The organism is Stenotrophomonas sp. PS02298 (assembly GCF_029959445.1).
In the GTDB taxonomy this organism is placed as follows: Bacteria; Pseudomonadota; Gammaproteobacteria; order Xanthomonadales; family Xanthomonadaceae; genus Stenotrophomonas.
The window spans coordinates 1-11,686 of record NZ_JASCOR010000138.1; the positions used below are offsets into that span (position 1 = coordinate 1).

Sequence of the window (11,686 nt, forward strand, 5' to 3'; positions counted from 1 at the left end):
GCCGAGCCATGCTCGGCAGAGGCTCTACCGGTAATGCCCCAGCCGAGCATGGCTCGGCTCTACAGGTGAAGCGCAAAAAAAAAGCCGCAACGTTGCCGTTGCGGCCGGGGAATCATCGGAGGCTGATCCTGCCTCCATCCATCGTCCTTGCTATGGCCTTTCATTCTCCGGATGCGCTGTGACACCACGGTGACATTCACCCGGGCGCAGCAATCCACTTGCTAGGCTGCGCGCCTTCAATGGAGAAGCGCATGCACCCAGCACCCTGTTACCTGATCCTCAATGGCAAGTCCGCTGGCGACGATGCCGTGCGTGCAGCGGTGACCCAGCTGCGCGGGCAGGGGCAGGACCTCAAGGTGCGGGTGACCTGGGAAGCCGGCGACGCCGAGCGCTATGTGCGCGAAGCCATCGCCGCGCAGGCGCAGCTGCTGATTGCAGGCGGCGGCGACGGCACCTTGAGCGAAGTCGCCGAGGCGCTGGCGCACACCGGGCAGGGTGCGTCGCGATTGCCGGCATTGGCCTTGCTGCCATTGGGCACCGCCAACGATTTCGCCACCGCTGCCGGCATTCCGGTCGAACCGTTGCAGGCATTGCAGCTGCCAGCACATACGCAGGCGCGTGCCATCGATCTGCTGCGCGTGGAAGGCGATGGCAAGGTCCATTGGTGCGCCAACCTGGCCAGCGGTGGTTTTGGCACCGAAGTGACAGTGGAAACCCATGAAGGCCTGAAGAAGATGCTCGGCGGCCTGGCCTACGTCATCACCGGGATCGGCAAGCTGGGGCGGATCGAGCCGATCCAGGCGCGCATCCGTGGCGAGGGTTTCGAGTGGCAGGGCGGTTTCATCGCCCTTGGTGTCGGCAATGGTCGCCAGGCCGGTGGCGGCCAGCAGCTATGCCCTGATGCATTGCTCGATGATGGCTTGCTGGACCTGACCATCATCCCTGAGCTGTCCGGCGAACTGATGGCTACCCTCGGCACCTTGTTCAGCGAAGGCAAGCATGCCGCACTGGAGCAGGTGGCTGAACGCGCCCGCCTGCGCGAGTTGTGGATCGAGGCCGAGCAGCCACTCACCCTGAACCTGGACGGTGAACCGCTGCAGGCCTGGCGCTTCCATGTCCAGTGCGTGGCCGGGCGGGTACGCATGCATCTTCCGGCGGAAACGCCACTGTTTGGCGGCTGAATCGTTGCCATTGCAAGCATCTGATCATGTTGCAGATGCACACCGGGCGCCGTTCTTGCGGTAGAGTTGCGCGGTGCCCATTCTGACGACCAAGCGTTCCCTTTCTTCCGCTCGCCGCTGGTGGCGATGGTGGCCCGTTGCCGTCGTCCGTACCGCCACCGTCGATTCCCGGAAGGAAAGCCGTCTTGATCACGCAAGAGCAGTTCCAGCAGCTGGCCGCTGAAGGCCACAGCGCACACCCGCATAATTTCGTACCCGTCGTCCGCGAAGTGCTGTCCGACCTGGACACGCCGCTCTCGGTCTACCTGAAGCTCGCCGACGGCCCGTATACCTACCTGTTTGAATCCGTCGAAGGCGGTGAGCGTTTCGGGCGCTATTCCATTATCGGCCTGCCCGCGCGCCGCATTTACAGCTTCCGTGGCCACACGCTGGAAGTCAGTGAACTGGGTGAAGTCGTCGAGCGCCGCGAGGTAGCTGATCCCTTGGCCGAGGTGGAAGTGCTGCGCAAGCAGTACTCGGTGCCGCAGCTGGACGGCCTGCCGGGCTTCACCGGCGGCCTGGTCGGCTGGTTCGGCTTCGAGTGCATCCAGTACATCGAGCCACACCTGGGTGCGGGCGAAAAGCCGGATGAACTCGGTACACCCGACATCCTGCTGATGCTGTCCGAAGAGCTGGCGGTGTTCGACAACCTCAAGGGCCGCCTGTACCTGATCGTGCACGCCGACCCGGCGCAGCCGCAGGCCTGGGCGCGCGCGAACCGTCGCCTCGATGAGCTGGCCCACCGCCTGCGTCAAGGTGGCGCCGGTTACCCGCAGTCGCAGGTGTCCGATGCCATCGACGAGCAGGATTTCCAGTCCTCGTTCACCCGCGAGGAATACCACGCAGTGGTGCGCAAGGCGCAGGAATACGTGCGTGCCGGCGATATCTTCCAGGTAGTGCCAAGTCAGCGCTTGCGCGTGCCGTTCCGCGCGCGGCCGATCGACGTGTACCGCGCGCTGCGCGCGTTGAATCCGTCGCCGTACATGTATTTCATCGATGTCGGCGGCACCCAGGTGGTCGGCTCCTCGCCGGAAATCCTGGCGCGGCTGCGCGATGGCATGGTTACCGTGCGTCCGATCGCCGGCACCCGTCCGCGCGGCGCCACGCCGGAGCTGGACAAGGCACTGGAAGTCGAGCTGCTGGCCGATCCCAAGGAGCGCGCCGAGCATGTGATGCTGATCGACCTCGGTCGCAATGACGTGGGCCGCGTCGCCGAACCGGGCACGGTCAAGGTCGGCGAGCAGTTCGTGATCGAACGCTACAGCCACGTCATGCATATCGTCAGCGAAGTCACCGGCACCTTGAAGGCCGGCCTGAGCTACAGCGATGTGATGCGCGCGACCTTCCCGGCCGGCACCGTCAGCGGCGCACCGAAGATCCGCGCGCTGGAGATCATCCGCGAGCTGGAACCGGTCAAGCGCAATGTCTATTCCGGCGCAGTCGGCTACATCGGCTGGAACGGCGATGCCGATACCGCCATCGCCATCCGCACCGCGGTGATCCAGGACGGTTACCTGTACGTGCAGGCTGGCGGCGGCGTGGTCTACGACTCCGATCCGGATGCCGAATGGCAGGAAACCATGAACAAGGGCCGCGCGCTGTTCCGTGCGGTGGCGCAGGCGGCGAAGGGTTTGTAAGCCGTGTCGCGCACGCTGCTTTCATCGAAAGCGACTGTTTCTCTCACCATGACAAGGAGTGCCGCATGAAGTTGCCCCGCATGTTGCTGTGGTCATCGTTGCTGTTTGCCGCTGTTCCGCAGGCGTGGGCGCAGGCCAACTCCATTCCGTCGCAGCCGCACCTGCTTGTGAAGGGCGATGCCAGCCGCAAGGTGATGCCGGATCGCTTCGTGGTGAAGATCGCGCTGGAGTCGGTGGATATGCAGACCGATATCGCCCGGCGCAAGGTTCAGGCCAATGCGGAGCGGACCATGGCGTTGTTCGCCAAGCACGGCGCCATCGCAGAGACGGTGCGTATGGACAACCTGAGCATCGAGCCATCCACGCGTTACAAGGACGATGAGGATGTGTTTGTGGGTACCGCCGTCAGCCGTGACCTGGAAGGTGCGTTCGAGAAGCCTGAGCAGTTGCAGGCCTTTCTTGGTGAGTTGAACGCCAGCAAAGAGGTTCAGGTGCGGACCGCCGCTCCGCTGTATTCGGGTGAGTCGCGCCTGCGGGCTGAACTCAAGGCCGAAGCGGCTGCGCAGACGCGCGCATCGGCAAAGGGGCTCGCTGATGCCTATGGGGCGAAGATCATCGGCCTCTATACGATCTCCGATGTCGCCCCCAGTTTTGCTTACGGTGTGCAGGCCGGTAGCTGGCCGAATGTAAACAGAGCGGACACCTTCCATAGGGAAAGCGATTCGCTGGACCGGGTACGGGTTAGCGGTAGCCGCAATGTGGGCTATGCCGCACCATCGCCCGGCGAGCAGCTGATAGCCAGGCCAATCACCTACACCGAAAACGTCTACGCCATATTTCTGATTAGCGATGGAAACTGAATCATGCTGTTGATGATCGACAACTACGACAGCTTCACCTTCAACCTCGTGCAATACCTGCAGATGCTGGGCGCCGAAGTGAAGGTGGTGCGCAATGACGCGATGAGCGTCGCTGAAATCGCCGCGCTCAAGCCTTCGCATATCGTGGTATCGCCCGGCCCGAAGACGCCGAACGAAGCCGGTGTGTCGCTGGAGGTGATCCGCCAGCTCGGCCCGAGCATTCCGCTGTTCGGCGTGTGCCTGGGCCACCAGGCCATCGGCCAGATCTATGGCGGTGACGTGATCCGTGCCAGCAACATCATGCATGGCAAGGTGTCGCCGATCCGGCATGAAGGCAAGGGTGTGTTCTCCGGTTTGCCGGACCGCTACGAGGCCACCCGCTACCACTCGCTGGTGGTGGACAAGAACACGCTGCCGGCGGCGCTGGAAATCACCGCCTGGACTGAGAATCCGGACGGTTCGATGGAGGAAATCATGGGTCTGCGCCACCGCGAATATCCGGTTGAAGGCGTGCAGTTCCATCCCGAATCCATCCTCACCCAGCACGGCCACGCGCTGATGAAGAACTTCCTGGATCGCACATGTTGATCGAACCGAGCCAGTTGCTGTTGTTCATGCTCGCGGGCTGGTTGTTGAACCTGACCCCGGGCCCGGATGTGCTGTACATCATCAGCCGCTCGCTGCGCGGTGGACGTCGTGCGGGATTCGCCGCGATTGCCGGCATCAGCGCCGGTTGCCTGGTGCATGTGGCGCTGGCCTCGCTGGGCCTGGGCGTGCTGCTGGCGACCTCGGCCACCTTGTTCACCGTGATCAAGTGGATCGGCGCGGCCTATCTGCTGTGGGTGGGCGTGCGCCTGCTGCACAATACCGGTGAATCGACCTTGCAGGCCGATATCGCCGCCAGCAGCGGCAGTGCCGGTTCGTGGTGGCAGGTATTCGCCGGCGGCTTCCTGACCAATGTGCTGAACCCGAAGGTGGTGCTGTTCTTCCTGGCCTTCCTGCCGCAGTTCATCGCGCCGTCGGTGCAGAACAAGCCGTTGGCGTTCGCGCTGCTGGGCCTGGTCTTCATGGTCAACGCGCTGCCGATCAATGCCGCCTACGTGCTGGCAGCCGATCGCGTGCGCAGCAGCCGCTGGGCCGCGCGCGGCATGCAATGGCTGGACAAGCTGGCCGGCGTGCTGTTCATCGGCTTCGGCCTGCGCCTGGCACTCACCGCGAGGCCGACGCCGTGAGTCTGGAGGATTTCCGCTTGTTCGTGGTGATGCTCGGTGGCCGCCATGCGCGTGCCAATACCGAGGTGCATGACGTGGTGTTCGCGGTTGGTCCCAGCATCGAACAGACCTATCCGCAGCTGCGCCAGCAGTGGTTCGGCGAGGCTGCAGGCCTGCACCTGGATTCGTGGATGACGGTCGATGGCGTCGATGACTGGCAGGTACGCATTTCCGATGACGCGCCTGCGGCCGACGCGCCGACCTTGTTCTTCGTCAACCTCGGCGGCTACGTCGATGCTCAGTTCGGCGAGGACCACCGTTACCTGCTGGTGGTCGCTGCCGATGCAGTCGAGGCCAAGCGCAAGGCGCTGGCGCAGGCCGAAGCACAGTGGATCAAACCGCACCGCGATGCACTGCTGGAAGTGGACAGCTGCCTGCCGGTCGGGCCGATCGGCGGCCTGCACGTGCAGTTGTTGCGTGGCGCACACGCCGGCATCCACAGCCAAAGCGATTACATCGTTATTTCCTGATTCTGGAGTTGTCATGACCATCACCGCGCAGGAAGCCCTGCAACGCACCATCGAACACCGCGAGATCTTCTTCGACGAGATGGTCGACCTGATGCGGCAGATCATGCGTGGCGAGATCTCGCCGACCATGACCGCCGCCATCCTCACCGGCTTGCGGGTCAAGAAGGAAACCGTCGGCGAGATCGCCGGTGCCGCCACGGTGATGCGCGAGTTCGCGCGCCCGGTGCAGGTTGCCGACAAGACCCATCTGGTCGACATCGTCGGTACCGGCGGCGATGGCTCGCATACCTTCAACATCTCCACCTGTTCGATGTTCGTGGTCGCCGCTGCCGGTGCCAAGGTCGCCAAACATGGCAACCGCAGCGTGTCCTCCAAGTCCGGCAGCGCCGATGCGGTGGAAGCGCTGGGCGCGGTGATCGAGCTGCAGCCCGAGCAGGTGGCACAAGCCATCGAGCAGACCGGCATCGGCTTCATGTTCGCGCCCATGCACCACCCGGCAATGAAGGTGGTCGCGCCGGTCCGCCGCGAGATGGGTGTGCGCACCATCTTCAACATCCTCGGCCCGCTGACCAACCCGGTCGGCGCCACCAATATCCTGATGGGCGTGTTCCACCCCGACCTGGTCGGTATCCAGGCGCGCGTGCTGCGTGAGCTCGGTGCCGAGCGCGCATTGGTGGTGTGGGGGCGTGACAACATGGACGAGATCTCGCTGGGGGCCGGCACCCTGGTGGGCGAGCTGCGCGACGGCAAGGTGCGCGAGTACGAAATTCATCCGGAGGACTTCGGCATCGCCATGTCGGCCAGTCGCAACCTCAAGGTCGAGAACCCGGAAGAGTCCATCGGCATGCTGCGCGCGGTGCTGGACAACCAGCCGGGCCCGGCCAACGATATCGTCGCCCTCAACGCCGGTGCCGCACTGTATGTGGCAGGTGTCGCCGACAGCATCGCCGATGGCCTGGCCCGCGCCCGCGCGGTGATCGCCGATGGCAGCGCCCGTGCGCGCATGCAGCAGTACGTCGACGCCAGCCGCGTGCTGGCCGGCAATCCCTGATAATCCCCTGATCAACCGCGTCAGCAACGCCCGTCTTCCAGGAAGCAGATCCATGAGCGATATCCTCAATACCATCCTCGCCCGCAAAGTGCAGGAGGTGGCCGAGCGCAGCGCCCGCGTGCCGCTGGCCGAGTTGAAGGCGCGCCTGGCCGATGCCTCGCCGGTACGCGGCTTTGCCAATGCGTTGAACGCGGCGATCGCCAACGGCGACCCGGCGGTGATTGCCGAGGTCAAGAAGGCCAGCCCGTCCAAGGGCGTGATCCGCCCGGACTTCCACCCGGCCGATATCGCGGTGAGCTACGAATTCGGCGGCGCCAGCTGCCTGTCGGTGCTCACCGACGTGGATTTCTTCCAGGGCGCAGACGCCTACCTGCAGCAGGCCCGCGAAGCCTGCACGCTGCCGGTGTTGCGCAAGGATTTCGTCATCGACCCCTACCAGGTGGTCGAGGCGCGCGTGTTGGGTGCCGATTGCATCTTGCTGATCGTCTCGGCATTGGACGACCGCCAGCTGGCCGAGCTGTCCGACCTGGCGATGCAGCTGGGCATGGACGTGCTGGTCGAAGTGCATGACATCGACGAGCTGGAACGTGCCATCCAGGTGCCGGTGCCGCTGGTCGGCATCAATAACCGCAACCTGCGCACTTTCGAGGTGTCGCTGGAAAACACGCTGTCGATGAAGGATGCGGTGCCGCGCGACCGCGTGCTGGTCACCGAGAGCGGCATCATGGGCCCGGCCGACGTCAAGCTGATGCGCGATGCCGGGGTCAATGCCTTCCTGGTCGGTGAGACCTTCATGCGCGTCGAAGAGCCGGGCGAGGGTCTGCGTCAGCTATTCTTCCCGGCATGACTGATCCCTACCCGAACCCGCGTGACGACGCGCAACTGGTCGTCTTCGACTTCGATCACACCCTGTACGACGGCGATTCCGGCAGCCACCTGTTCGCCTGGCTGATCAAGCGCAATCCGCTGCGGCTGCTGGTGGCCATCCTCGCCACGCCGCTGCTGGGGCCGCTGGTGGCGATGCTGCCGACGCGTAGGTTTGGCATTTCCGGCTATGTCTGGATCGCCACCTTCGGCCTGCACCAGGCACGTGAGTTCAACAAGGTGATCGACCAGTACGTGCTCAAGCACGAGGACGAGATCCGCCAGCACCTGTTGCCACACGCCCTGCAGGTATTCGCCGCGCACCGCCGTGCCGGCGACCGGGTGATCGTGGCCACCGGCGCACCACCGGAGCTGGCCCGCGCCATCCTGGCCTTCGTGGCCGAGCAGGGCGTGCCGGTGATCGGCAGCGAAGTCGGCCCGCGCATGGGCGCGATGGGCGCCACCCGTCATTGCCACAACGAAGAGAAGATGCGCATGCTGCGCGAGCGCGGCTACGGCGACATCGCCATTGCCTACTCGGACAGCACCGCCGACCTGCCACTGCTCAAGGCCGCCAAGGCACCGGTAGTGGTGAACCCCAAGCATTCGCGGGTGGAGTACTTCGGCAAGGTATTGCCGGCCGGCACCCCCATCCTCAACTGGGGCTGCCCGGGGCGCGGCGGCAAGCCGCTGCGGCAGTAATCTAGCCGGAGCCAGCATCCCTTCTCCCGCAAGCGGGAGAAGGTGCCCGGAGGGCGGATGAGGGGAGCTTTTAAGGCTCTAAAGCAAAAGCTGCCCTCACCCCCAACCCCTCTCCCGTGAACGGGAGAGGGGCTATAGCAGCTCGCCTCATGCCCCTCAAGCACCCCGCAGCTTCACTACCGCCATTCCAATCTGGAACACGCTGATCGACAGTACCAGCACGCCGACGGCGATCAGCACCCAGCGCTCCTTGACCCGCTTCACCAGCAGCGCCGCGACCGGTGCGGCCATCATCCCGCCGACCAGCAGGCCGGCGACGATGGACAGGTGCTGCAGGCCCATCGAAAGCAGGAAGGTTGCCGAGATCGACAGGGTGACCACGAACTCAGCCGCGTTGACCGAGCCAATCGTGGTGCGCGCCTGGCCGCCACGGGCTAGCAGGGTGGACGTGGCCACTGGCCCCCAGCCGCCACCGCCGGTGGCGTCCAGCAGGCCGGCGAAGAAGCCCAGCACCGGCACCCGCTTCACTTCCTGCTTGGCCATGAACTTGCCGGCAGCGCGGGCCAGGATGAAGATCGCCAATACCAGCAGGTAAAGGTAGATGAACGGGCGCACGACATCGCCAGGCAGCTGGGTCAGCACATAGGCGCCAATGGCTCCGCCGATGGCGCCGGGTATCGCCAGCCGAAAGAACAGGCGCTTGTCCACATTGCCGGCCACCAGGTGCGAGACCCCGGAGGCGCCGGTGGTGAACACCTCGGCGGTGTGGATGCTGGCGCTGACCGCTGCGGGTGGCAGCCCCATGCTCAACAGAACCGAGGACGAAATCAGCCCGAACGCCATGCCCAGCGCACCGTCCACCAGCTGCGCGCCGAGGCCGATCAGGATGAACCAGTAAAATTCGTTGCCAAATTCCATGCCCCAAGCCTGCGGGCCACGGCTGGGCAGGTCAAGGAAAGCTACATCGGTAAGTAATGGTTTGGGTTGAATCCTGACCAATATCAGCGCCGAACGGCCGCGAATTCGCAGCTATGTCGGCGAAGTGGTAGGTCCCCCCGCAGCATTCGGAATTGTTAGCTGGCGTGGCATTGAGCACTACCTAGTCCGGAGGTTCGCAATGGCGAATGAGATTTTTGGCTCCGACAGAGATCACACTTCAACACCGTAGCCCGGGTAAGCGCAGCGCACCCGGGACGTCGGTAAACATCACTCTGCTGGGGGAGCCTGAGGGCGTGGCCACCAACGCGCGAAAAGCCCCGGGTGCGCGCCGCTTACCCGGGCTACCAGATCGCAGGCAAAGGATTTTCCCGAGATCAATCAGATCAGACAGCCCCCTTTAGTAAAGGCGGCGCGCCGACAGGCGCGGGGAATTGGGGGTTGATGAGCCGGGGCCCATGGTTTGCTTTGCAAACCATGGGGTTGATACGTGAATACGTATCAGCGCGTGTGTCACCGCGTCCCGTACAGAACCACGGTCTTGCCGCGGGCATGCAGCAGGCCATCGGCCTGCAGCTTTTTCAGTACGCGGCCGGCCATTTCCCGCGAGCAGCCCACCAGCCGGGCGATTTCCTGACGGGAGACGCGCAACTGGGTGCCCTGCGGGTGGCTCATCGATTCGGGCTCCTTGGACAGGTCGTGCAAGGTGCGGATGATGCGGTCGGTCACGTCCAGGAAGGCCAGGCGGCTGGCCTTGCGGCTGGTATGCAGCAGGCGCCGGGAGATCTGTGAGCCGATGGCGTACAGCAGCTTGGGCGCGTCCACCGACAGCGGACCCAGGAACAGCTGGTGCAGGCGCTCGTAGCTGATCTCGGCCAGTTCGCAGGGGGTGCGGGTGCGCAGGATGACCTCGCGCTTGTCCGACTCGATGAACAGGCCCATTTCCCCGACAAACTCGCCGGCACCGAAGTAGCCCAGCACCAGTTCCCGGTCATCGTCTTCCTCGGCAATGATACTGACCGAGCCGCTGATCACGTAATACATGGTCCCGGCAGGGTCACCCGGGCGGAACACATCGGTCCGTGCCGGGTAGCGGCGGCGGTGGCTGTGGGCCAGAAAGCGGTCGATGGTGGCAATGTCCAGCGCCAGCGGGCTGGAGGCAAGACGCACGTTTGACGCGGTGGTGGCGTTACCTGGGCTCATGATGGCGTTCACAGTTTGGATGAACTTGCTTAATGGGCAAGCTTAACGACGCTGAGCATAAGGGGCAAACGGGCATAACGGTGCAAGTATCACAGCGGGCCACTTTGCCCCATACTTCCGCCTTTCCCACCATCTACAGGATCGACCGCCGTGGTCAAGCCGTTGCCTCGCCTGAGGTTGCAAGGATTCAACAACCTCACCAAGGCCTTGAGCTTCAACATTTATGACGTCTGCTATGCGCGTACCGAAGAGGAGCGCCAGCGTTATATCGAGTACATCGACGAGGAATACAACGCCGATCGACTCACGCAGATCCTCACCGATGTCGCAGAGATCATCGGTGCGAACATCTTGAACATTGCGCGTCAGGATTACGACCCCCAGGGTGCCTCGGTCACAATTCTCATTTCCGAGGAGCCGGTGATCGACAAGAAGCAGGCCGGCAAGGAGTTGATCTCCGATGCCGTGGTTGCGCATATGGATAAGTCGCACATCACCGTGCACACCTATCCGGAAACGCATCCGCAGGAAGGCATTGCTACCTTCCGCGCCGATATCGACGTGGCAACCTGTGGTGTGATCTCGCCGTTGAAGGCGCTGAACTACCTGATCGAGAGTCTGGAATCAGACATCGTGATCATGGATTACCGCGTGCGTGGCTTCACCCGTGACATCAAGGGCAAGAAGCATTACATCGACCACAAGATCAATTCGATCCAGAACTTCCTGGCCAAGAACATCAAGTCGCGTTATGAGATGTTCGACGTCAACGTCTATCAGGAAAACATCTTCCACACCAAGATGCACCTGAAGGACTTCGACCTGGACCAGTACCTGTTCGAAGAGAAGGCCAAGAACCTGTCGTTCAAGGAACGCATGAAGATCGAGGCGCTGCTGCGCCGCGAGATCGAAGAGCTGTTCCACGGTCGCAACCTGGCCGAATAAGCACTACCAGCGCAGCGCCGGCATGCCGGTTCTGCGCAAAAAACAGGCGGGACGGCCCGCCCTGCAGTGATGCAGACGTTTGTCGACGGCGGCTCGGTGTGAACTCACTGGGGCGCCGTCTTTTTTTGTAAAGGAAGTTGGCGATGCCCTGGATCTACCTGCTGCTTGCGGGCCTGTTCGAGATTGGTTTTGCGCTGGGCCTGAAGTCCAGCGAAGGCTTTACCCGGCTCTGGCCGAGCCTGTTCACCGTGGTGTTTGCCGGCATCAGCCTATGGCTGCTGACCCAGGCACTGCGCACCATTCCGGTCGGTACCGGTTATGCGATCTGGACCGGTATCGGCGCCGTTGGCGTGGCGATTGCCGGCGTGATCCTGTTCGGCGACAGTGCCAGCTGGCCACGCCTGCTGTGCATCGGCCTGATCGTCACCGGTGTGATCGGCCTGAAGCTGGTCAGCTGAGGTAGCAGGGTAGTGCCGAGCCATGCTCGGCAGAGGCTTTCCCGGCAAAGCTCCAGCCGAGCATGGCTC

At 63.5% G+C, this 11,686-nt stretch carries 14 protein-coding genes; 12 read left to right on the forward strand and 2 right to left on the reverse strand.

The window, feature by feature from the left end; genetic code table 11:
• The 10 genes from QMX78_RS16655 to QMX78_RS16700 form a co-directional block, all read left to right on the forward strand.
• A partial coding sequence (locus QMX78_RS16655; RefSeq protein WP_282271613.1) for a hypothetical protein occupies positions 1-182 on the forward strand: 182 nt, incomplete at its 5' end.
• 69 nt (positions 183-251) lie between these two features.
• Complete coding sequence (gene yegS, locus QMX78_RS16660) at positions 252-1,181, forward strand: lipid kinase YegS (protein WP_282271614.1); 930 nt, start codon at positions 252-254, stop codon at positions 1,179-1,181.
• 185 nt (positions 1,182-1,366) lie between these two features.
• Positions 1,367-2,857 (forward strand): anthranilate synthase component I, encoded by a 1,491-nt coding sequence (gene trpE, locus QMX78_RS16665; protein WP_282271615.1) that lies wholly within the window; start codon positions 1,367-1,369, stop codon positions 2,855-2,857.
• Between the two features lie 65 nt (positions 2,858-2,922).
• The gene (locus tag QMX78_RS16670; protein ID WP_282271616.1) at positions 2,923-3,717 is read left to right on the forward strand and encodes an SIMPL domain-containing protein; all 795 of its coding nucleotides are present in this window, start codon (positions 2,923-2,925) and stop codon (positions 3,715-3,717) included.
• A gap of 3 nt (positions 3,718-3,720) precedes the next feature.
• Positions 3,721-4,305 (forward strand): aminodeoxychorismate/anthranilate synthase component II, encoded by a 585-nt coding sequence (locus QMX78_RS16675; protein ID WP_282271617.1) that lies wholly within the window; start codon positions 3,721-3,723, stop codon positions 4,303-4,305.
• Positions 4,299-4,949 (forward strand): LysE family translocator, encoded by a 651-nt coding sequence (locus QMX78_RS16680; RefSeq protein WP_282271619.1) that lies wholly within the window; start codon positions 4,299-4,301, stop codon positions 4,947-4,949. Before QMX78_RS16675 ends, QMX78_RS16680 begins: the two co-directional genes overlap by 7 nt.
• Positions 4,946-5,458: a DUF1543 domain-containing protein gene (locus QMX78_RS16685; RefSeq protein ID WP_282271621.1), complete on the forward strand. Its 513-nt coding sequence runs from the start codon at positions 4,946-4,948 to the stop codon at positions 5,456-5,458. Before QMX78_RS16680 ends, QMX78_RS16685 begins: the two co-directional genes overlap by 4 nt.
• 13 nt (positions 5,459-5,471) lie before the next feature.
• Positions 5,472-6,509 (forward strand): anthranilate phosphoribosyltransferase, encoded by a 1,038-nt coding sequence (gene trpD, locus QMX78_RS16690; RefSeq protein ID WP_282271624.1) that lies wholly within the window; start codon positions 5,472-5,474, stop codon positions 6,507-6,509.
• Between the two features lie 52 nt (positions 6,510-6,561).
• On the forward strand, positions 6,562-7,356 hold the full coding sequence (gene trpC, locus QMX78_RS16695) for an indole-3-glycerol phosphate synthase TrpC (protein ID WP_282271626.1): 795 nt from the start codon (positions 6,562-6,564) through the stop codon (positions 7,354-7,356).
• The gene (locus QMX78_RS16700) at positions 7,353-8,075 is read left to right on the forward strand and encodes a haloacid dehalogenase-like hydrolase (protein ID WP_282271628.1); all 723 of its coding nucleotides are present in this window, start codon (positions 7,353-7,355) and stop codon (positions 8,073-8,075) included. The genes trpC and QMX78_RS16700 overlap by 4 nt, the downstream gene beginning before the upstream one ends.
• A 156-nt stretch (positions 8,076-8,231) precedes the next feature.
• On the opposite strand, the gene QMX78_RS16705 is transcribed toward QMX78_RS16700, so the two are convergent.
• Positions 8,232-8,993, reverse strand: a complete 762-nt coding sequence (locus QMX78_RS16705; RefSeq protein WP_282271630.1) for a sulfite exporter TauE/SafE family protein — start codon at positions 8,991-8,993, stop codon at positions 8,232-8,234.
• Positions 8,994-9,524: 531 nt separating this feature from the next.
• On the reverse strand, positions 9,525-10,214 hold the full coding sequence (crp, locus tag QMX78_RS16710) for a cAMP-activated global transcriptional regulator CRP (RefSeq protein ID WP_282271632.1): 690 nt from the start codon (positions 10,212-10,214) through the stop codon (positions 9,525-9,527).
• A 150-nt stretch (positions 10,215-10,364) separates the two neighbouring features.
• On the opposite strand from crp, the gene speD reads away from it, so the two are divergent.
• The gene (gene speD, locus QMX78_RS16715) at positions 10,365-11,159 is read left to right on the forward strand and encodes an adenosylmethionine decarboxylase (RefSeq protein WP_282271635.1); all 795 of its coding nucleotides are present in this window, start codon (positions 10,365-10,367) and stop codon (positions 11,157-11,159) included.
• Positions 11,160-11,302: 143 nt separating this feature from the next.
• Entirely contained in the window at positions 11,303-11,617 is a 315-nt protein-coding gene (locus tag QMX78_RS16720; protein ID WP_282271637.1) for a multidrug efflux SMR transporter, read from the forward strand.
• The last annotated feature ends 69 nt before the right edge of the window (positions 11,618-11,686 follow it).